We start from the raw sequence: 20,316 nt of genomic DNA on the forward strand, positions 1-20,316 counted from the left end.
GTGGTCGAGTGTGCATGGCGTGCAACCTTCCTTGTCGTTGCGTGCAGCGAGGTTCCGGCTTCCGCGACGGGTCCTCTTGGCGCGATCTTGGTGCGTGCAGCACAATGCGAATCGCAGCCAGCACGGAGGCCTGGCGGCGAGTGTTGGACGGGGGCTTGACAGTGTGGATTGGTGGGTCGGCGACAGTGGTTCCTGCGTCGGACCGGTTCGACTGGTTCGTCGATGTAGTGGCCGGGGCGCTGGCTCCGGTCTCACTCACCACCGCAGACGCGCCCGAATTCCATGCGGAAGGGGCCGCCTTGGACCTTGAAGGCATCCAGCTCTCGCGGTTCTCGTACTCCCCCATCCAGGCGCGGCGGACTCCGGCGCTGATCCGAAGGATGGACCCGGAGCAGTATCAGCTGGGACTGGTCACCCGAGGGTCCATGTGGCTCTCGCAGTCCGGTGGCGAGTCAGGCCTGTTCTCCGGGGACATGGTGCTGTGGGACACCTCCCGCCCCTTCGAGTCCGGGTCGGACCGCTCGGCCCCGGTGGTAGAGGCGTTCGTCCTGCAGATACCCAAGGAGCGGATTCCGCTTCGATCTCAGCAACTTGACCGACTTCTCGGCCGACGCATCCCCGCCAACGCGGGCCTGGGAGCGATCCTGGCCCGGTTCTTGGTCACGCTGGCGGGCGACGGCCCCGACTGTCGGCCCCAGGAACTCGGTGGGCTCGGAAGCATGGCCGTCGAGCTGGCCGGCTCCTGCCTGGCACAGCAGCTCGGTGCCGTGCGCAAGGATCCCGCGGAGCTCCGGGCTCACGTTCTGCTGCGCCGGATCAACGACTTCATCGAGCACAACCTCGGCGATCCCGACCTGACCCCGCAGGTCATCGCCGACCACCACCACATCTCGCTTCGCAGCCTGTACGTGCTCTTCGAGGGCCAGCACGAAGGCGTCGCGGCATCAATCCGTCGACGTCGCCTCGAACGCTGCCGCACCGATCTAGCCTGCCCTGAGCTAAGCCAGGTGTCCCTCCAGACGATTGCCATCCGCTGGGGGTTCAGTAGCGCGACCGGTTTCAGCCGTACGTTCCGCGAGACGTACGGCGCCACGCCCAGCGAATACCGCCGACAAGCCCTCGGCACTCGGCCCTGAACCGCTCCGGGGCTGATGGAGGCTCCGGACTGCCCCGAGTTGGATGGAGTCGAGTTGCTTGATTGCAGGCTACTGGCGGGATGCGGAGTTCGTACTCCACCGGGCTGAGCATGCCCAGCGCGGAGTGCCTGCGTTGTCGGTTGTGGAAGATTTCCAGTTGCTCGAAGAGCGCGGTGGACAGCTCCAGACGCGTCCGCCACCGTCTGCGGTTGAGCAGCTCGACCTGGACCCGGGCCCAGAAGGACTCCATCATCGCGTTGACGCTGATCGGAAAATCGATGTGCGGGAGGGCAGGCGGCAGCATCCGGGCCGCTTGCGGACCGGATGTCGGTGAGACGGGACGGTCAGGCTGATGCCGGGCTGAGCGCGACCAGGTGGCCGAGGGCCTGGAGCTGGCGGACGAGGTCGCGGGTTTTGCGGGCGGGGTCGAGGTGGCGGCAGTGCCAGTCGGCACCGAGCTCCTGGTAAGAGGCGTCCGGCTCGTTGATCAGGTGCCAGGCGATGACGAGCATCGAGCGGGCGACGGCGACCAGGGCTTTGGCATGCCCGCGGCGTTTGACGATGCGCCGGTAGCGGGCGCCGAGGAAGGTGTCGGTGCGGGCGGCGGCGTTGGCGGCCTCACCGAGAGCGCCCTTGAGCCAGGGGTTTCCCTGCCCGGCCGGCCCCGAAGTGTTCTTCACTCCGGACGGGATCGTGCGGGGGCACAACTTGGCCGAACACGCACACACGAGACTGTTGACCTGCGGATTCACGATGCACACCGCTCAATGGGCAACAGGGGCACCTGTGCCTTCAGACACCACGCTTCAGGTCAGCGCGGCAGGGCCACCACGGCGCGCGTTCCGCCGTCGTCGGTCTCGGTGAGCGTGATCGTGCCGCCGTGGGCCGTGGCGATCTCTCGGGCGATGGGCAGCCCGAGCCCGGTGGAGCGGGTGCTGTGTCCCCGGTCGGCGTCGAGGCGGACGAAGCGGTCGAAGACCCGTTCGCGTTCGTCGAGCGGGATTCCCGGTCCGTCATCGCCGATCTCGACCCGGATGCCGTCGGGTTCGACCTCCGCCGTGACGGACACCCTCGTCCGCGCGTACCGGGCGGCGTTGTCGATGAGGTTGCGGAACAGCCGGGACAGGTCCTCCGGGTTGCCGGTCACCGTGGTGTGCGCCGGGACCGCAAGCTCGATCTTCAGGTGCGGCGCCGTGGTTGTCGCCCGGATCTCGGCGAGCAACGCGGACAGGTCGGCGGTTTGCCGGCGCGCGGCCAGCTTTCCGGCGTCGGCCCTGGCCAGGGCGAGGAGTTGGGAGATCAGCGCTTCGAGGCGTTCGGTCTGCCGGGCGGCCCGTGAGGCGATGTCGGGCCAGGGTGCGCGGTCGGGGTGTGCGAGTCCGACCTCGAGGCCGGTGCGGATGGCCGTCAGGGGGCTGCGGAGTTCGTGGCTGGCGTCGGCGACGAAGCGGCGTTGCCGTGCGGCGGAGTCGTCCAGCCGGGCGAGCATGTCGTTCATGGTGCGGGCCAGGTGGCCGATCTCGTCGTCGGTGCCGGGCTCGGGGACGCGCTGGGACAACTCGGCGGCGGTGATGGCGGTGGCGGTGCGCCGGATCTGCTCCACCGGCCGCAGCGCGCGGCCGACCACCCACCACACGGTGCCGCACGCCACCAGGAGCGTGCCCGGCACGCCGATGACGAGCAGCCGGGCGAAGGTCTCGTCGACCTGGTCGCGTTGGTTGCTGGCAGTCAGGGTGATGACGGTGACCGGTCGGCCGCCGGCCTTGGTGTGCTCGCCGAGGACGGAGAGCTCGCCGGGAAGGACGCCGTCGGCGGCTTTCTGCCGAACAGGGGTCGTGGCATGCGCCGCAAGCGTGAACACAGCCGGTCTGCCGGCCAGACTGCGTGTCGAGGCGATGACGGTCCCGTCCGGCGCAAGGACCTGGGACTGGGCCTGCGCGTCGAGCACCGACGGCGGCAGTGGCTGCGGGAACATCCCGCCGGTGGCCGACTGCTCGATCTGGACTGCGTAGGTGCGCAGTTGCCCGGCGATGGTGCGCTTGGCCTGGCCGACCTGCAGCAGGTACATCACGAGGAGCCCGATGATGACGGCCGCGGTGAGCGCGAGACCGGCGATGACCGTGACGCGGGTCCGCACGGTGCGAGGGCGCGCGCCGTGTGCCAGACGGCGCCAGGCGCGCGCAGGCCCAGTCATGGTTCCTCGCTTCTGATGACGTATCCCTTGCCGCGCACGGTCTCGATGACGGTCGGCCCGCTCGGCCTCTCGATCTTGCGCCGCAGCCGGTGCACGAGGACCTCGACGATCGCCGGGTCGCCGGTGGAGTGGGCGTCCCAGCAGTGTTCCAGCAGTTCGGCCTTGGAGATGACGGAGCCCTTGCGCCGCAGCAGGTACTCCAGCACGGCGGCCTCCCGGCCGGTCACCTCCAGGGGCGCACCGTCGCGGGTGACGGTACGCCCGGCGGGGTCCAGTGCCAGGCCGGCGGCGATGAGTACCGCCGGCCTGGCACCGAGGGTGCGTCGGGTCAGGGAGCGCAGGTGGGCGAGGAGGACCGGGTAGGAGAAGGGCTTGGAGAGGTAGTCGTCCGCACCGGAGTCCAGCCCCTCGGCGTGGTCGAGGTCGTCGTCCATGGCGGTGAGCATCAGGATCGGCGTCCAGCGCTCGCGCTCGCGCAGGCGCTTGGCCACCTGGTAGCCGTCCAGGCCGGGCAGCATGACGTCCAGCACGATGACGTCGTAGGCGTTCTCCGTCGCCATCCACAGCCCATTCGTGCCGTCGTCCGTCGCGTCGACGACGTATCCCTCGGCCCGCAGACCCCAGACCAGGGCTTCGGCGACGTCCGGCTCGTCCTCGACCACCAGCACCCGCACGGCCTATGCCTCCCCGATCCGCTGCACAACCGGCTCCGGACGGGCCTCGTCCGCCGGCCGCGTCACCGGGAGCCGGAGCAGTCGCGCGGCCCGGTCCGGCAGCCACCAGTTCCAGTCGCCGAACAGCGAGACCAGTGCGGGCAGCAGCAGCATCCGGACCACGATAGCGTCCAGCACCACCCCGAACGCCAGGCCCATGGCGATCTCGCGCACGGTGACGTCGTTCGCCGTGGCCAGCGAGGCGAGCGCGAAGAACAGGATCAACGCGGCGGAGGTCACCAGGCGGCCGGTGCGCGACACACCCTCGATGATGCCCTCCCGCGTGGATTGGGTGCGGTCGTATCCTTCGCGGACCCTGGCCAGGATGAACACCTCGTAGTCCATGGACACGCCGAACAGGAACCCGAAGATCAGCACCGGGGCAAGGGGGTCGATCGCGCCGTAGGTGGACGCGCCCCACAGCGCCTTCATGCCGATGCCGTGCTGGAAGACGATCACCAGCAGGCCGTAGGAGGCCGCCACGGACAGCATGTTGAGCAGCACGGCCTTGGCGGGCAGCAGGACCGACCGCATCCCGCGGGTCAGCAGCAGGAAGGTGACCACCGCGACCACAGCGAACAGCAGCGGGAACGAGCCGTAGGTGGCGCTGGTCTCGTCGATCTTCTGTGCGCCCTCGCCACCGGCCAGCACACCGGGTGGGACGCTGCGGCGGATGTCGGCCAGCGAGGTGCCGCCGTCGGCGCTGCCGACTTCGTGGTACGGGATCGCGATGACCATCGCGCTGCCCCCGGTGTGCCAGGCGGGTCCTGCCGGGGCTGCGGCGCCGCGCAGGCTGGAAACGGTGTCCAGGGCGTTCACGGTGTTCCCCGCGTCGACGGCGTTCGGGACGTACACCGGCACCGCGGTCAACGTCCCGGACGGGAATCCGTCGGTTTCCAGGGTGTGCAGCCCGTCGGTGTAGGCGCCGGCGGTGGCCAGTGCGTGGCTGCTCGGCGTGCTGATGTCGATGGTCGCGGCGGTGGCGGTCAGCGCAGCCAGGATGCCCAGGCCGGCGACCGCCGAAGCCACGCGGTGCTTGATCACGAACTTCGACCAGCCGGTCCAGAACCGGCTGTCCGCCTGCCGTCGCGACGCTCGCCGCGGCCAGTCCATCCGCGGCCCGATCTTGGACAGCGCCGCGGGGAGCAGCGTCAGCGCGACCAGGGTCGCGGTGGAGGGGATGAACAGCCCGGACACACCGATGCCGCGGACCATCGAGTTGGGGATGACGGTCAGCGCGAACAGGCCGAGCGAGGCCACCATGCCGCTGAACCAGACGCTGTGCCCGGCCCGCTGCACGGCCGCGCGCACCGCTTCATCGTTGCTCCTGCCAGCCGCGCGCTCCTCGCGCCAGCGGGTGACCACCAGCAGCGAGTAGTCGATCGACAGGCCCAGGCCCAGCAACGCCACGATGTACTGCACGGCCGGGTGGATCGGCGAGGACGACGGCATCAGGAACGTCAGCCCGTAGACGAGCAGTTGCATCGTCAGCACCGAGATCAGGGCCATGACCAGCGGCAACAGTGCCAGCAGCGACCCGAACACCCAGGCCAGGATCACCAGCGCGCCGATCGCTCCGATGATCAGCTCACCGGTGACGCTGGAGTTGCCGCCGCCGGTGGTGTTGCCGGCCTCCAGAGCCCGCAGACTGGTGCCGTGCACGGTCAGACCTGGCGCCGCGGCTGTGACAGCCCTGGTGAGGGCGTCGACCTGATCGGTGGCCATGTCGTCACCCGGCTTCGGCGGATAGGCCAGGACGATCGTGCTCGCCCCACCGTTCCCGACCAGCGTCCGACTGCCGGTCGAGGCATAAGAGACCAGGCGCAGGCTCGGCGCCGCCGTGGCGATGCCCCTGTCCACCGCCCGCAGTTTCGCCTGCGCCTGCGGCGAATTGACGGTCTGTCCGGTCGGGAGGTCCAGGACCACGACAGCGGGGTCCTGGGTCGCACCTCCATAGCTCCGGGCGATCTGCACGTTGGCTGCGTAGCCGGGGCCGGTGACATGGGTGCCCGGTTGCAGCCGGCCCGAGAGCGACGGCGCCACCAGCATGCCCACCACCGTGAGCACCAGCCAGCTGAGACCCACCACCAGCCGATGGCGGATCACCCATCCGCTCAGCTTCTCCACGATTCCCTCCCAGTGACCGGCAGCGGCGGCAGCCGCTGCTCACCTCACTGACGGAAGGTAGGGAGAGCTTCCTTACCGGACGCTTTCAGCGCCCGGCACGGACCGGCACACGCTCGTGCGGTGCCGCGTCAGGAACGTCCCGTTCCCGTTCCCGGCCCTACGGCGCGCGCTTCACGGGCACGCCGACATGTCCTGCTCGCCACCTTCGGAGCCCCCGTGCACGACGCCGTCGCGCACGGCATCCCCGACGACCACCGCCTGCGCGACGGCGACCTGGTCAACATCGACTGCGGAGCAGCCGCAGTGCGTCATGAGGTATGCGCCGGCGAGCATGGCCGCTCTTCCCGATCGTCATGAAAGGCAGCACTCGGGCCGACGCCGCCGCCGGCCGAGCGGGGCTGTGACCACGCGGTCACTGCCGGGAGGAGGGCATCAGCGCGCGGAGCCCTGTGATCAGCGCGTTGAGGCCCGCCTAACACCCGTCACCTGCGGTGACGGTCTCCGGTCGCTGCGTGAAGCGGCCCTGTTATCTGCGGCAAGGGGGAAGCGGTGCCCACCATCGTGCAGTTGCCGACTGGAAGGCGTTGACCGTCCGCGCGGCGGCGGACGTGTTCCTCGACTCGCTCGGCAACCCGAATACGGCCCGGAACTACGGGATCGGGGTGGGCAAGACCGCCGAGCGGATCGGCGAGGGCCAGCCGCTGGCCTCGGTCGCGGACGATGAAATCGGCGAAGCCCTCGAACTGCTCTGGGGCACCGCGGCGGTCAACACCTGGAACTCCCGCCGGGCGGGGGTGCTGTCCTGGCTCGGCTGGTGCCGGGATCGCGGCTACGAAGGGCCGATGGTCCCGGCCTGGGCGAAGCGGCTGACGGTGCCGGACTCTGAGACCCTCGCCCGCTCAAAGATGGCCATTGACCGGCTGATCGCGCGGCGCGAGGTGCACCTGCGGGAGAAGACGCTGTGGCGGATGCTGTACGAGACCGCCGGACGGGCGGAGGAGATCCTCGGCGTGAACATCGAGGATTTGGACCTCGCCGGGCGCCGCTGCCTGGTAAAGGCGAAGGGCGCCCGGACCAAGGCCCGCCGCCGGGGCCAGGCGCGCGAGGACTACGTTCTGGAGACCGTGTACTGGGACGCTGGCACCGCCCGGCTGCTGCCCCGGCTCCTCAAAGGCCGCACCCGTGGGCCGGTGTTCGTCACCCACCGCCAGTCGGCGGCGAGGTCGTCGAAAGCCCGGGCCATCTGCCGTCGCCAGTTACCGTCTTGGTTCCAGGTCACCCGCGGCAGCGAGCCGAAGAGACCGCCGGCGCTCCGCTGGGCCGGTTGATCCCCCAGCGCGGACACCTCCTGCCACGCCTGCTCCGAGAGCTGTTGAAGGGCCAAATGCAGCACCGCTCGCGTGCGCGCGGTAAGGATCTCCTCCCCTTCCTCGTCCCAGTCATCGCTGAAGGGACCGGCTCCGCCGTAGCGGGCGCGGGAGCGCAGCTGCTCACGGACACGGTGCGCGGCCTCCTCGGGGGCGGCGAGCGCCGTGTCGATGATCAGCAGCTCGTCGGAGAACGGTTCGGCGCTCAGCAGGACGGCGGCCTCCGTGAGAAGGGCCGCCTCCGTGTCGCCGGAGACACGGGGCAGGACCACCGTGTACTGGTTATCGGTCAGCCGGTCGATGATGCTGGAGATCAGCCCGGCCGCGACCCAGGGGTCATCCCAGGGCGCGGCAATGTGCAGGTCGTCGACCACGAGGACATTGCCCGGCAGGTCGACGACGTTCTCGTACTCCGGCGTGAACTGGCCTTCAGCGTCGAAGACGCTGTTCCGCCACCACCGCGGGAAAAGACTGCTCGTCGGCGATGCGCTCGTGAAGGTTGTAGGCCTTCCAGTACAGGCCGCGCGTCGCACGCACACGGGCCACCGTCTCGTCCTCGGAGAGGAGGGAGACCTGCCACGTCTGCACGCCCTCCGCGGCGCGATCGATAAGCCGGTGGACATGCCGAAACTCCAACGTCAGGATGCTGGGATCCGCCTTGGCATCAGACCTGGTTGGCCGGTCAGTCATCGACTTCCTCTCACCGTGCAACCGCCCGCGACGGCGCGACCCCAGGCTAGGGCCTGTCCGACGGATCATGGGCAGAAGCCAGGAAAGTATGCGCAGGTCGCCCGGCGATATTCTGGGTGCGCTCCGTGGATGACTATGACAGTCTCCGTGCATGTCGATCGTTGACGTGTCCCCTGAGGTGTCCATCGCGTACGAGAGTTTCGGCGACCCTGGAGACCCGCCAGTCCTGCTGGTGATGGGTTTCGGCGCGCAGATGCTCGCCTGGCACGAGGACTTTTGCCGAGCACTGGCAGACCGCGGCCGTTACGTGATCCGGTACGACAACCGGGACTGCGGGCTGTCCACCAAGTTCGACGATCATCCTGTGGACATGGGCAAGTTCATCGCCGCCGTCAGCTCGGGAGACATTCCCGCCGCCCTCGCCATGGTTCCCTATCGGCTTCTTGACATGGCGGGTGACGGCCTCGGCCTGCTCACTGCGCTCGGTATCGAACGCGCCCACGTGGTCGGTGCCTCGATGGGAGGGATGATCGCCCAGGTGATGGCCCTCTCCTGCCCGGAGCGGGTGCTGACCTTGACGTCGATGATGTCCTCGACCGGCGAGAGCGAATACGGCCAGTCCAGCCCGGAGGCCCAGGCGGTGCTGTTCAGTCCCAAGCCCGCGGACCGCGAGGGATACGTTGCGGCGGCGGAGCGGGAACTGGTGTGGGCCTCCAAGCGATACGGCGACGCCTCGGTGCTGCGTGAGCTGGCCGCCGCGAGCTACGACCGCGCCTACTACCCCGAGGGGATCGGGCGGCAGCTCGGCGCGATGATCCTCAGCGGTTCACGTGCGGATGCACTGCGTGAGCTGCGGGTGCCGACGCTGGTGATCCACGGCCTGGACGACACGCTGATCGCCCCCAGCGGCGGGAAACGCACCGCGGAGCTGGTTCCCGGCGCCGAACTCCTGCTGGTCCCTGACATGGGCCACGATCGCCCGCGTGAACTCTGGCCCGAGCTCATCGATGCCATGGTGACCCATACCGGTTGAGCAAGCATGTCCAGAGCAGCATTGAGGGGAGATGCGGCCGCTCCGGTACTGGTGCCGGCCTTGAGTACGCCAGGTCTGTCCCAGATCATGGGCGCAGCCAGAGTCGAATCGAGGCGATGATGATGGTGCCGTGGAAGATGTAGGCATGCTTGATGCCCCTATGGATGTCAACTGGCAGGGGCTGGTCCCGGGTAGTGCCTCCTGGATGTGAGGAGGGCTTGGTAGATCTCGCGGGCCACGTAGCGTTTGAGGCATCGGATAGCTTCGCGTCGTGTCTTGCCCTCGGTGACGCGTCGTTCCACGCAGGAACGGGTGCGGGCGTCACAGCGCAGACGGGCGATGACGATGGTGTAGAGCGCTGAATTGGCTTGACGGTCGCCGCCACGGTTGAGCCTGCGGCGCTGGGTTTTCCAGACGATGCTTCCACGGGGCTGACGCCGCAGAGGGCGGCGAAGGATGCCTCACTGGCCAGGCGTTCGGGGTTGTCGCCGGCCGCGGTCAACAAGGCCGCGGCCGTGTCCGGACCGACGCCGTAGAGACCCAGGAGCTTGGGTGCGCAGGCATCGATCACCGTGCTGATCCGCACCGTGAGCTCAGGGCGTTGTCAGTGGCGACGGCCATGATGGCCTCATGACGATCACGATGCAGAACTTTGCGCTCGCCTGGACCGACCCGGACGGCACCCCGCGCTCCTCCGCCGTCGCCTATGACAAGCCGAGCGCTGGCAGACGAAAGCAAGCACTCGAAGACGCTGGATGCAGCGACGTGCAGATCGTGGAGACCAAGCCGGGCCAACTGCCCGAAGCGACGGTGGCATGACGCTTGTTCCCCGGCGGAGATCCCATCGTCTCTCCTGGACCGAGCCAGAGTTCAGGCCCGCTCGGTCCACTCCCTGAGGGTGTCAGCGAGGGCCCGTATGTCCACGTCCCCGGCCGTCACCTGCTCGGCCAGGTCGGCCGCCTCCTTGGCAGTGAACCGTGCCGTCCTGCCGCTGGCGTGCAGGTAGCCAGCCGCGACGGTGGTGCCGAACAGGGCGTTGCTGTGCTCGAGCGCCGGGACGCGGCACAACGAGTGGAACAGCGCGGCGGCGCGGTGGTGAGGCTGGTCGTAGATGAGGTCGTCCATCACGCGGAAGCAGTGCCGCGCTCGGGCGGCCTCCATGGCTCCCCAGTCCGTCACGTCCGGGTCACCCAGCTGGGTGCGGGCAAGCTCCAGCAGCCACGGAAGATCAATGGTCAGGTCCACTGCTGCAGCGACATCATGGAGGCCATGGACGACGCGGTCACCGTGCTACGCAGGGCCGGTGCAAAGATCACCGTCCAGCCCGCGAGCCTCCCCGTCGACATCGCGACGAATCACCACAAGGCCTTTTCGCCCCTCCTCTTCGGCGCGGGCGACCGCACCGGCCTCGCCCCTGCCCCCAGTGCCGCGACCCTGGCCCGGTTCGTCCAGCACCCGCGGGGCGACGCCGGACCCGCCCTGCGCGGAACCTTCCAGTCCCACTTCCACTGGTTGCAGGCCCACATGGTGCGCAACGAGATCCGGCAGTGATGGTTCGAGTTCTTCCAGGACTTCGACATCGTGCCCATGCCGGCCACGCCGACGGCCGCCCCCGCTCATCACAACAAACTGATCGACTGGTTCGGGCGGCCCTTCGAGGTCGACGGTGTACGACGCCCTTACTGGGACCAGGTCAAGTGGAGCGCCGTCGCCGACGTCTCCGGAGGACCGGCAACGACCATCCCCGTGCGCAAGGGCAGAAGCGGACTGCCCATCGGGCTGCAGCCCATGGGCCCGAGCGGAGGCGATCTCACCACCATCGAATTCGCCGCGCTGCTCGGCCGGTAAGTAGACGGGTTCGTGCCGCCCCTCCGGCCCTCGTCCAGATCTGACCGCCCAACCCGGGGAACCAGGAAAAACGACGCACACCACCCGACCCGCACGTGTCACGGCCGCCGCCGGATTCCGCCTGCCACTTCTCCAGAGCACACCGCGACCTCGTCAGCGACGACCGCATCGCACACGACGTCTTCGGCGCCGCAGCCAGCCGGATCGCGACCCAGCCAAGGGCGTGGCCAGGTCGTAGATCTCGTACAGGGCGATCCTGCCGGGCCTTCCTGTTCGGGGAAGCCCGGATACCCACCTGCTTGTGGTCACGCTGGCGGCGACACTGACGGCCCGCGTTCTTGTAGACGCCTGGACCAAGGACATCTCGGCGTTGAGCTTCTCAAATGCCTCCGAGAACCCCCGCCCCGGATCGCCCCGCACCAAAGGATCAGGGCCCTCGGAAGCTCGAGGGCGCGAAGCCGTCCGAGCCCCACGGGCCCTGTTTCCGCTGCGGCGAGCATCCCCCTACATGTTGATCATGTGGCCGGCCAGGCCGTGGACGGCTTCCTTGACCGCTTCACCGAGGGTGGGGTGGGCATGGACGTTGCGGGCGACCTCGTGGACCGTGAGGTCCCACTGCTGGGCCAGGGTCAGCTCGGGCAGGAGTTCGGTGACGTCGGGTCCGATGAGGTGACCGCCGAGGAGCTCGCCGTACTTGGCGTCGCTGATCAGCTTCACGAACCCGCTCGCGTCGCCCAGGCCATGGGCCTTGGCGTTCGCGGTGAACGGAAACTTGGCCACCTGGACGTCGAAGCCCTTCTCCCTCGCCTGCGCCTCCGTGTAACCGAAGCTCGCGATCTGCGGCTGGCAGAAGGTGGACCGCGGGATCATCACATAGTCCAGCTCCATGGTCTCCGCGTCCGCGAGTGTCTCGGCGGCGACCACGCCCATCGCCTCGGCCGCGTGCGCGAGCATCAGCTTCGCGGTGACGTCGCCGATGGCGTAGATGTGGGGGACGGAGGTGCGGCAGCGGCCGTCGACATCGATCGCGCCGCGCTCGGTGACCCGCACGCCGGTGTTCTCCAGGCCGTAGCCGGTGACGTTCGGCGCGAAGCCGATCGCCTGCAGGACCTTGTCCGCCTCCAGGACCTGCTGCGCGCCGTCCTTGCCGGTGACCGTGACCCGGACCTGCGCGCCCGACTCGTCGATCGACTCGACACGCGTCGAGGTCAGCACCTGGATCCCCAACTTCCGGTACTGCTTGGCGAGTTCAGCGGAGACCTCGACGTCCTCCAGCGGGGCGATCCGGTCCAGGAACTCCACGATCGTGACCTGCACACCGTAGTTGTGCAGGACATACGCGAATTCAACGCCGATCGCGCCGGCACCGGCGATCACGATCGACTGCGGCAGGTCCTCGGCGAGGATCTGCTCCTCGAACGTCACCACGCGCGCCGTGCGGCGGGTGCCGGGCAGCAGCCTGGGGCTCGCCCCGGCGGCGATGATGCAGTGATCGAAGCCGATGGTGCGGGTGTTGCCCTCGTAGTCGGCCACCTGGAGCGTGTGCGGGTCGAGGAACGTGCCGCGCCCGCTGATCTCCGTGATCTTGTTCTTCTTCATCAGGAAGTGGACGCCCTTGACCCGGCCGTCCGCGACCTTCCGGCTGCGGCGGAAGGCCTCCCCGTAGTCGAAGGAGACCTCACCCTCGACCTTGATGCCGAAGGTCTTCGCCTCGCGCGTGAAGAGATGCGCGAGCTCGGCGTTGCGCAGCAGGACCTTGGTGGGGATACAGCCCACGTTCAGGCAGACGCCGCCCCAGTACTTCTCCTCGACGACCGCGACGCTCTTGCCCAGTTGGGCGGCCCTGATGGCGGCTACGTATCCGCCGGGGCCCGCGCCGAGTACGACGACGTCGAAACGCTCACCCTGCTCGTCCATGGACGGCTTCCTTTCCGCTGGGACGGCCCGCCCCCGCGAGGGGCGGACGCGCTCCCGATCGAACGATCTGTTCATCAACACGCCGGCGGCGGCATCCGCCACCTCCCGCAGCGGGGAAACGGTGGAGGCGACCGTATGGTCCGCCATCTCGGCAGCGGCTTCCCGACGTCAGCTTCAGCGCCGCGGCGCGGTGATCTATGCCCGCTCAGTCCTCATCGACGGCGGGCCGACGCCCCGTCGGCTTCGTGCACTCCGGCCTCGGCGGCACCGAGCCTGAGAGTGTCGAGGCAGAAGGCGGCGACCGGGCCGTGCGCACCGGGCTTGAGGACGGCATCCGGCTGAGCCGCGCGGGCGGCGCCCCACGCCAGGAGGGATCCCGTCATCTATCCGATTCGCGGCGAAGGGTGACAGCGGGCCAGGGTCGCCATGGCCGACCGGTCATCACCTGGCCGACCATGGAGCGAAGCAATCCCGACGTGGCAGGGCTACGCCGCTGTCAGAGGCAGCGGGGCGAACACGTGGTGTTCCCAGATGCGGCGGGCGGCCTCTTCCGGGTACCTGGTGACCGTCGGTTCGGCGTCGAGGAGTTGAACGAGGCGGCGCTCGGCGTCGTACGCGGGCCAGCCCGGGTCGCCCGTGGTGGCGAAGTTGGTCCAGGCGGAGCGGAAACGGGCGGAGAGCGCCTCGGTCTCGGGCGAGGGCACGGACCCGGTCAGCATGGCGCCGAGGCCGCCGTACACACCGAAGGTCAGGGGTACGTCCAGTCCGTGACAGGCGCCCAGAACGCCGCCGTTGGCGGGTGCGGCCCAGGTCAGCTCGTACACGTGCGCCCGGCCGCCGCCCGCCACCTGCGCCTCCGCCAGGTGAAGGGAGGGCATGCGGAACAGCCAGTCGGACTGGACCAGTTCGAACAGGTACTCCGACGAGGCGTCCGGGAACGCTGCACGATAGGTCTTTTCGCCGTCGGGTGCCGGTCCGAACAGGCCCAGCGCCATCGAGGCCAGGGCCTCGTCCACCTGTCCGAGCAGCCCACCGAGCATGAGGAAGAGACGGTACTCGTCCCGGTTGTGCCCGGCGATCAGCTCCACGTCCCGCGCGGCACCGCTCGCGAGTGCCTGCCACGGGGTGGTGGGCAGGACCTCACCGTCGACGACGGGCGAGAAGGGGGTCGGGGTCAGAGCGACCGGGCCCCAGCGGTCGACGTACCCGCGCATCCCGGCGGTCAGTGCGGCTCCTGCCTCGGGCAGCTTGCGCGGGTCCACACCGGACAGATCTGCGACCGTCGGGCGCAGCCCCAGCCCGCCGGCCAGGGCTTCGGCGATGTCACCGGCCAGCCCGGCGGAGAAGAACGTACCCGGCACACTCTGGGCGATGGCCCGCCGGAACAGACCCCGCGCTCGCGGCATGGCCATCAGCGCGGCGACGGACCCGGCGCCCGCTGACTCGCCGAAGACCGTGACCTGGTCGGGATCGCCGCCGAAGGCGCTGATGTTCTCGCGCACCCACTCCAGGGCGGCGACCTGGTCGAGCAGTCCGCGGTTCGCGGGTGCGCCGTCGATCAGGGCGAACCCCTCGATCCCGACTCGGTAGTTGAGGGTGACCACGATCAGGTCACCGTCGCGGGAGAGCCGACTGCCGTCGTAGGCCGGGTCGTCGGCGGAGCCGAACTTGTAGGCGCCACCGTAGATCCACACCATCACCGGCCGGCGTGCGGCCGGGTCCGTCTCCGGCGTCCAGACGTTGACCGTCAGCCAGTCGTCACCTGCCGGAAGGCCGGCGGGGAGTTCCGCCTCGGGGCCTATCGGCTCCTGCGGGGGCGGCGGTCCGAACGCGAACGCCTCACGCACTCCGTCCCAGCGGTCCACCGGTCGCGGCGCCGTGAAACGCGCCGCACCCACCGGGGGCTGGGCGAACGGGATGCCCCGAAAGACCTCCCGGCCACCCTCGCGGCGACCGCGCACCGCGCCCGCCGCCGTCCTGACCTCAGGACACTCGCTACTGCTCATCATGACTCCTCAAAGGACCGGCCTGCGGGCAGACGGTCCATGCACGGGATGCAAGTGGGGTGACCGAGACGGAGTACCAGCGGGTCCCATTGACACCCGGCCGACCGTCGTCCGAGACTCATGCGCACCTTGAGGTGAACCATATTTCACTAGACGAACCGACTTGTCGACAGACTCACGCTTCGAGGCCCCCACATCCTCCAAGGACGCAGATGCTCTCTTTCCCCCTCGTCCGCCGCGTCGGCTCCCTCCCGCACGTTCCGCAAGGTGTTCCCTGTGCTGGCCCTGTGCTGGCTGGCCGTGATCTTCGACTGGCATGGACATCAACCTCTACGGCGCCGTGATGCCCCACATGTTCGACAACGCGGGACTCGGCCTGACCCAGGCGAGTGCGGGCGGGCACCATGGGCAGTTGGACCACGTTCGGCATGCTCGCGGGTGCGCTCACTGCGGCTCGGCGATCTGCGCCACGGCGGGAGGGGTCGGACTGATCGGGTGCAGCCGGTTCATCGCCGGCCTCGGGCTGGGCGGGCCCATGCCGCTGTGCCTGGCCATGGTCATGGAGTTCGCACCACCGCGCAGAGCCGCCCTCACCACGGGCCTGCTCATGACCTCGTACCACGCCGGCGGCATGGCGGCGACGGACTCTGGCTCCGGCCGCGGGCTGGCACTGGGTCTTCTGGGCAGGCGTACCGCCGGCCGTGATCGCCGTGCCTCTGCTGCTCACACTGCTGCCGGAAGCGCCCGGCGTGCTGCTGGCACGGGGTGAGCGGGACAGGGCCCACGCGGTCGCGGACCGCTACGGCCTGCCCCGGCCCACCGTCGTCGCCGCACCGACCGCCGGAGCCAGGGGCCACCTGGCCGCGGTGCAGGCACTGTTCCACCCCGACTGCTCGCGGCGGTGCGTCACGAGGGCCTGGCGGGCCTGGAAGGAATCGTTCGGCGAATGGTCACAGTGACCGCAACGCGAACGCATCCGAATCGCATCTTCGATCAGATTCCGGTCACTTCCGGTCGATCGTTGTGATCTCAGGATTTTCGGTCTGACTCTCGGTCGAGAGGCGGGCTGCGAGTCGCCACGGCCCTAAGTGCCTTGCCAGAGCTCGCAGTTGAGGGTGAGAAGCCCATGACTGAGGACAGCGCCCGGGGCGGTCGCCGCCGTCATCGACTCCCAGTCGGTCAAGGCCGCCGACACCGTCGGCAAGGACTCCCGCGGCTACGACGCCAGCAAGAAGATCAACGGCCGCAAGCGGCACCTGGTCGTCGACACCAGGGGCCTGCCGCTGTTCGTCATGGTCACCCCCGCCGACATGACCGACCGCAACGCGGCCAAGGAAGTGCTGTTCAGGCTGCGGCTGATGCACCCCGAGATCACCATCGTCTGGGCCGACTCCGCCTCTGCCGGACAGCTTGTGACCTGGGCAAAGACTCACCTGAACCTGACGATCAAGACCGTCAGCCGCCCGAAGAACGTCCCCGGGTTCGTCGTCCTGCCCCGGCGCTGGGTCGTCGAACGCTCGCACGCCTGGGTCATGCACGCCCGTCGGCACGCACGGGACTACGAACGACTCATCCAGCACTCGGAATCGCTCATCACCTGGGCCGCGATCACTCTGATGACCAGGCGCATCACCCGCCGAAGCTCCCGCAGGAGCGGACAGCCAGCCTCCCGCGAAATCCACCGTGACTGATCATCCCGTCACTGACGGTCAGCAGTCCCACCAAGAGGCCGCAGGGCCCTCAGCCAGACCGATCGCCCCTTGGCCCGCACCGGCCTGAACCCGCGGTGCTGCCGATCCTCCCACCGTCGACACAGGCCCGTCAGTCCAATAAGCAGGTCCCGTTTGAATTGTGGGCATGATCCATGCGGAAGGCGAGCAGAAAACGCCGGTACGGTCAAATCGAATCCTTGCTGACCATAATTGAATCGGTTCGTCAAGGGCGGATTCGCCGTCGGTCGGCAGTCGCCTCAGGGAACCGGTGATCAGTGAAAAACCGCACATCACAACACTGATCCGCCGCTGATCGAGGCCGTTGATGTATATTTTTGGGGCACACAAAATTGCCTTCCGGTTGGTAGTCCGGACCGCAGGTCACGGTTTTCCTGATCTGCGCCAACACCCTCCCCGAGTGGGAGTCCCGGTGTGCTCCGAGTACGAGAAGAAATCTGCACTGGGAGTACTGTGTCTGGAATGCGTATTGTCATCACCGGCGGTGGACTCGCCGGGCTGACGCTGGCCCACCATCTCAACCGGCACGGCCTGGACGTGGTCGTCTACGAACGCGACGCCGGGATCGCGGCACGCGAGGCCGGATACCGGATCCACATCAACTCCACCGGCACCTCCGCGCTGCACGCGGCCCTGGAGCCGCGCCTGTGGGACCTGTTCCTGGCGACCTGCGGCATGCCTAGCGACGACATGCTCCTCTTCGACGAACAGCTCAACCTCCGCCCTGGCCGGGACAGGGCCGCCACCGAGGGCACCGGCGTACCCGCCGACATCCCCGAGCACTTGGTGGTGTGCCGCTCCACCCTGCGCCGCATCCTCCACCTCGGCCTGGAACCGGCCGTGCACTTCGGCGCCAAGGTCACCGGATACCGCACCAACCCTGACGCGACGGTCACTGTGCTGCTGGAGAACGGCGACACGGTCGAGGCCGACGTCCTCATTGCCGCGGACGGCATCAACTCCGCCGTCCGCGCACAACGTCTGCCCCAGGTCCAGGTCGCGGACCTTGGCTCCCGGCACATCGCCGCAAAGATCCATCTCACCGACGAAGCGAAGGCCAAACTGCCCGCGCAGTTGTTCAACGCCTTCTCCCTGGCCTACGACGCCGATTTCACCGGCCTGACCCTCGGCCCGCTGGAACGCACCGACCCCGCCTCGCCGCTGATCGCCGAGCAGGCCCCCGGCTTCCAGCACGAGGCCACCGCCGACTACGCGCTGAGCATCTTCAACTCCCTCCCCGAAGGGATGCTCTCCGACGAGGAACTCTTCACGGCCACACCAGATCAGCTCAAAGCACACGCGCTGCAGCGTGTCGCCACCTGGCACCCGGCCCTGGTCGACACCGTCCGGCTCTGGGACACCGCCACCGTGCAGGCCCTCAAGTGCCGCAGCTGCGTACCCGTCGACGACTGGGAACCGTCCAACATCACCGTGATGGGCGACGCGATCCACGCCATGAGTCCCGCCTTGGGTATCGGAGCCAACACCGCACTGCGCGACGCGCACACCCTGGGCGATCAACTGCTCGCCGTCGCCGCTGGCGACCAGCCGCTCCTCGACGGCATCGCCGCCTACGAACAGGCCATGCGCGAGTACGCCTACCACGCGCTGCGGATGTCCGCGTTCGTCGGCCAGAAGGTCATCGGGCACCTGCCCCTGCCCGAATAGCCACCCCGGGCTCGGGCGGCAAGTATCAACACCCCGCCCGAGCCCACAGACCGCTCAGGACATGCCCCGACGTTGATACCCCTACCTCCTCACACCCGATCAGCTCATTGTCCCGGCCTGCGCCCTGCCCTCATCCCGGCCCTGTTCGATTACTGACCTGGGTTAATGCCACCCGGAGGCTTGAAAACAGGTACTCGGTCAGCTTCCTCCTCGTCCTCGAACCCTGGCCGACCGCTTGGGCCGCCGGAGGGACATCACGTTCTTCGCGGCGAGGTGCCGCATCGTCGCGCCGGCATTCCCGGTATTCGTCGGCTTCCTCAGCGGCAGTCTCGGCATGGTGAGGCGCCGGCCCTCGGCGGCGTCGATGTCGTCCAGGGCGACGTCCTGCTCCATGGCGCGGTAGTCGTCGAAACTCGCGCGCAGGGCACCCGGACGGGAGAACGCCCGGACGTAGGCGTCGACTGCTTCGGGTGTCAGGCCGTGGCGGTTGTAGGTCCAGCGCTCGAAGAAGTACTCGAGATATCCGCGGATGTCGCGTCCCACGAGGCGCTCTGGAAGGTCGGGTTGCATCTGGAACAGCCAGTGCCAGTACCCCAGGGTCTTTGCGTGATCGCGTTCTGTCCGGTTTCGTCACGTGAGGCCGAGTGATGACAGGGGCCGTTGGTAGTCGCGTGCGGTGTGCCGGAGGACGGCGGCGATGTTGGTGCGGCCGTCCTGCCGGTGCTCGCTGATCGCGAGGTTGCGCAGGCTGGCCATGGTGCGGGGCAGGCGCCCGGTGCGGATCTTCGAAGCGTCCTCGCGGTAGGTCCGGTCCCGGACGTGGTGCAGGAGATTCTCGATGTGCCAGTGGCCCCGGATCCAGGAGGCGAGTTGGGCTCCGGTGGCCTCACCCGGAGCTAGGCTGGTGATCAGGTAGACACGTCCGATGGTGAGTTTGCCGGTGCCCAGTTCGCGCCGCCAGCGGACGACTTGCAGAGCCTGGCGCGCTTCGGGGTAGTCGAGATGGGCGAAGGCGGCGGTCTTCAGACGGCGGATCTCTATGCGATGGTGGGCGCGGGTGCGGTCATAGTGGTCACGGGTGATGTCGCGCCAGGGCAGGTGACGGACGCAGTCAAACAGGCCGGGATGGTCTTCTTTACGATCGCCAGGTAGTGACCGTCACGCTCGCGCAGGTAGGTGCCGTGGTTGTGCTGGGTGTGCAGGGCGTCAGCGGTGACCACGGCGCCGGCAAGGTCCACGGTGTCCAGCAGCGGAGCGAAGGTGGGGATCTCGTTGCTTTTGTCGGCAACCTGCCGCTGAGCGAGCACGCTGCCGCTGTGCTCCATCGCCGCCAGCAACGCCACGGCCGCCTGGCCTGAGTGGCGCGAGCCGCGCAGTGTCTTGCCGTCCACCGCAACCGCACGCCGGCCGGCCTCGCGGCCCGGTCTTGCGGCACGGCTGGTCAGGAAGGCACCGATCACCTCATCGAGGGCGTCCCCGTCGAGCCGGGCGAGCAGGCGACGCAGGGTGGCCGGATGCGGTGCGGGCACATGGCCGGCGAGTGGGTCGGGTGGGAAACCCAGAGTGCGCAGCGCCCAGCAGGGAGCTTCCGCGATCCACTCGCCGATCGCAACCAGGGATCGGGCGCCAGCCAGCACGCTCGCGGCTGCGACACCCAACAGTGCACGAAGCGGGTAGCGGCGGCCACGTCGGCCGCGGGGATCGGGCAGCAACTCCAGGAAATTCAGAAGGCGGGCGGCGTCATGAACCGGCGCTGGACCATCAACGCGGGCCAGGTGCTCCAGCGCCGCGGGCAGGGGGGATGATTGAGGGGCAGACACGGACTCGCTCGATGGCCAACGGATTCGACACCCACATGATCATCGAGGCCGTGCCCGCACTGCTTCC

Annotated in this window: 20 protein-coding genes and 5 pseudogenes; 10 read left to right on the forward strand and 15 right to left on the reverse strand. The window is 68.7% G+C overall.

The features are described 5' to 3' along the window. The first annotated feature begins 161 nt into the window (after positions 1 to 161). Positions 162 to 1,136, forward strand: a complete 975-nt coding sequence (locus ACFYMM_RS34605) for a helix-turn-helix domain-containing protein (RefSeq protein WP_388394346.1) — start codon at positions 162 to 164, stop codon at positions 1,134 to 1,136. On the opposite strand, the gene ACFYMM_RS34610 is transcribed toward ACFYMM_RS34605, so the two are convergent. From ACFYMM_RS34610 to ACFYMM_RS34630, 5 genes are all read right to left on the reverse strand, one after another. Further along, positions 1,060 to 1,440, reverse strand: a complete 381-nt coding sequence (locus ACFYMM_RS34610) for an IS3 family transposase (RefSeq protein WP_388394144.1) — start codon at positions 1,438 to 1,440, stop codon at positions 1,060 to 1,062. The two genes, ACFYMM_RS34605 and ACFYMM_RS34610, sit on opposite strands and share 77 nt — an antisense overlap. 40 nt (positions 1,441 to 1,480) lie before the next feature. After that, positions 1,481 to 1,816, reverse strand: a complete 336-nt coding sequence (locus tag ACFYMM_RS34615; RefSeq protein WP_388394146.1) for a hypothetical protein — start codon at positions 1,814 to 1,816, stop codon at positions 1,481 to 1,483. Between the two features lie 131 nt (positions 1,817 to 1,947). Then, the gene (locus tag ACFYMM_RS34620) at positions 1,948 to 3,330 is read right to left on the reverse strand and encodes a sensor histidine kinase (protein WP_388394148.1); all 1,383 of its coding nucleotides are present in this window, start codon (positions 3,328 to 3,330) and stop codon (positions 1,948 to 1,950) included. Then, positions 3,327 to 4,004: a response regulator transcription factor gene (locus ACFYMM_RS34625; RefSeq protein WP_158917085.1), complete on the reverse strand. Its 678-nt coding sequence runs from the start codon at positions 4,002 to 4,004 to the stop codon at positions 3,327 to 3,329. The genes ACFYMM_RS34620 and ACFYMM_RS34625 overlap by 4 nt, the downstream gene beginning before the upstream one ends. Positions 4,005 to 4,007: 3 nt before the next feature. Then, positions 4,008 to 6,170, reverse strand: a complete 2,163-nt coding sequence (locus tag ACFYMM_RS34630) for an MMPL family transporter (protein ID WP_388394151.1) — start codon at positions 6,168 to 6,170, stop codon at positions 4,008 to 4,010. A gap of 210 nt (positions 6,171 to 6,380) precedes the next feature. Between ACFYMM_RS34630 and ACFYMM_RS34635 the strand changes: the two are divergent. Together ACFYMM_RS34635 and ACFYMM_RS34640 are read left to right on the forward strand one after the other, a co-directional pair. Next, positions 6,381 to 6,467: pseudogene (locus ACFYMM_RS34635) on the forward strand (M24 family metallopeptidase); the annotation flags it as partial. A 252-nt stretch (positions 6,468 to 6,719) separates the two neighbouring features. Further along, positions 6,720 to 7,381 (forward strand): annotated as a pseudogene (locus ACFYMM_RS34640) (site-specific integrase); the annotation flags it as partial. Between the two features lie 585 nt (positions 7,382 to 7,966). On the opposite strand, the gene ACFYMM_RS34645 reads toward ACFYMM_RS34640, so the two are convergent. Further along, a complete protein-coding gene (locus tag ACFYMM_RS34645) occupies positions 7,967 to 8,227 on the reverse strand; it encodes a hypothetical protein (protein ID WP_388394154.1) in 261 nt (86 codons plus the stop codon). A gap of 151 nt (positions 8,228 to 8,378) precedes the next feature. On the opposite strand from ACFYMM_RS34645, the gene ACFYMM_RS34650 reads away from it, so the two are divergent. Next, positions 8,379 to 9,260 (forward strand): alpha/beta fold hydrolase, encoded by an 882-nt coding sequence (locus ACFYMM_RS34650; RefSeq protein ID WP_388394157.1) that lies wholly within the window; start codon positions 8,379 to 8,381, stop codon positions 9,258 to 9,260. Positions 9,261 to 9,427: 167 nt separating this feature from the next. Here the strand turns inward: ACFYMM_RS34650 and ACFYMM_RS34655 are convergent. Beyond that, positions 9,428 to 9,855 (reverse strand): annotated as a pseudogene (locus tag ACFYMM_RS34655) (transposase); the annotation flags it as partial. A gap of 35 nt (positions 9,856 to 9,890) precedes the next feature. Here ACFYMM_RS34655 and ACFYMM_RS34660 point away from each other — a divergent pair. Further along, positions 9,891 to 10,079 (forward strand): hypothetical protein, encoded by a 189-nt coding sequence (locus ACFYMM_RS34660; protein WP_388394160.1) that lies wholly within the window; start codon positions 9,891 to 9,893, stop codon positions 10,077 to 10,079. Between the two features lie 51 nt (positions 10,080 to 10,130). On the opposite strand, the gene ACFYMM_RS34665 is transcribed toward ACFYMM_RS34660, so the two are convergent. Next, a complete protein-coding gene (locus tag ACFYMM_RS34665; RefSeq protein ID WP_388394162.1) occupies positions 10,131 to 10,505 on the reverse strand; it encodes a fic family toxin-antitoxin system, toxin component in 375 nt (124 codons plus the stop codon). 24 nt (positions 10,506 to 10,529) lie between these two features. Between ACFYMM_RS34665 and ACFYMM_RS34670 the strand changes: the two genes are divergently transcribed. After that, a complete protein-coding gene (locus ACFYMM_RS34670; protein WP_388394164.1) occupies positions 10,530 to 10,811 on the forward strand; it encodes a hypothetical protein in 282 nt (93 codons plus the stop codon). A gap of 18 nt (positions 10,812 to 10,829) precedes the next feature. Next, positions 10,830 to 11,108, forward strand: a pseudogene (locus ACFYMM_RS34675) (amidase family protein); the annotation flags it as partial. A 504-nt stretch (positions 11,109 to 11,612) separates the two neighbouring features. Here ACFYMM_RS34675 and lpdA read toward each other — a convergent pair. The 4 genes from lpdA to ACFYMM_RS34695 form a co-directional block, all read right to left on the reverse strand. Beyond that, positions 11,613 to 13,025: a dihydrolipoyl dehydrogenase gene (gene lpdA / locus ACFYMM_RS34680; RefSeq protein WP_388394167.1), complete on the reverse strand. Its 1,413-nt coding sequence runs from the start codon at positions 13,023 to 13,025 to the stop codon at positions 11,613 to 11,615. 212 nt (positions 13,026 to 13,237) lie between these two features. Then, positions 13,238 to 13,408, reverse strand: coding sequence for a hypothetical protein (locus ACFYMM_RS34685; protein WP_388394169.1), 171 nt, complete (start codon positions 13,406 to 13,408; stop codon positions 13,238 to 13,240). 102 nt (positions 13,409 to 13,510) lie between these two features. Beyond that, positions 13,511 to 15,031 carry a carboxylesterase/lipase family protein gene (locus ACFYMM_RS34690; RefSeq protein ID WP_388394349.1) on the reverse strand — a complete coding sequence of 507 codons (1,521 nt, stop codon included), beginning with the start codon at positions 15,029 to 15,031 and terminating at the stop codon, positions 13,511 to 13,513. A gap of 444 nt (positions 15,032 to 15,475) precedes the next feature. After that, positions 15,476 to 15,640 (reverse strand): hypothetical protein, encoded by a 165-nt coding sequence (locus ACFYMM_RS34695; RefSeq protein WP_388394171.1) that lies wholly within the window; start codon positions 15,638 to 15,640, stop codon positions 15,476 to 15,478. A gap of 92 nt (positions 15,641 to 15,732) precedes the next feature. Here ACFYMM_RS34695 and ACFYMM_RS34700 point away from each other — a divergent pair, with 92 nt between their 5' ends. The 3 genes and pseudogenes from ACFYMM_RS34700 (at position 15,733) to ACFYMM_RS34710 (ending at position 18,429) form a co-directional block, all read left to right on the forward strand. After that, positions 15,733 to 15,990 carry a hypothetical protein gene (locus ACFYMM_RS34700; protein ID WP_388394173.1) on the forward strand — a complete coding sequence of 86 codons (258 nt, stop codon included), beginning with the start codon at positions 15,733 to 15,735 and terminating at the stop codon, positions 15,988 to 15,990. 183 nt (positions 15,991 to 16,173) lie between these two features. Further along, positions 16,174 to 16,817, forward strand: a pseudogene (locus tag ACFYMM_RS34705) (transposase); the annotation flags it as partial. Positions 16,818 to 17,223: 406 nt separating this feature from the next. After that, positions 17,224 to 18,429 carry an FAD-dependent monooxygenase gene (locus ACFYMM_RS34710; RefSeq protein WP_388394175.1) on the forward strand — a complete coding sequence of 402 codons (1,206 nt, stop codon included), beginning with the start codon at positions 17,224 to 17,226 and terminating at the stop codon, positions 18,427 to 18,429. A 198-nt stretch (positions 18,430 to 18,627) separates the two neighbouring features. Here the strand turns inward: ACFYMM_RS34710 and ACFYMM_RS34715 are convergent, their stop codons facing one another. From ACFYMM_RS34715 to ACFYMM_RS34725, 3 genes are all read right to left on the reverse strand, one after another. Beyond that, a complete protein-coding gene (locus ACFYMM_RS34715; protein ID WP_388394178.1) occupies positions 18,628 to 18,972 on the reverse strand; it encodes a hypothetical protein in 345 nt (114 codons plus the stop codon). A gap of 87 nt (positions 18,973 to 19,059) precedes the next feature. Continuing rightward, positions 19,060 to 19,185 (reverse strand): hypothetical protein, encoded by a 126-nt coding sequence (locus tag ACFYMM_RS34720; RefSeq protein WP_388394181.1) that lies wholly within the window; start codon positions 19,183 to 19,185, stop codon positions 19,060 to 19,062. A 281-nt stretch (positions 19,186 to 19,466) separates the two neighbouring features. Beyond that, positions 19,467 to 20,249 (reverse strand): ISAs1 family transposase, encoded by a 783-nt coding sequence (locus ACFYMM_RS34725; RefSeq protein WP_388394183.1) that lies wholly within the window; start codon positions 20,247 to 20,249, stop codon positions 19,467 to 19,469. Positions 20,250 to 20,316 lie beyond the last annotated feature (67 nt).

This window comes from Streptomyces sp. NPDC006739, assembly GCF_042869815.1.
GTDB lineage: Bacteria > Actinomycetota > Actinomycetes > Streptomycetales > Streptomycetaceae > Streptomyces.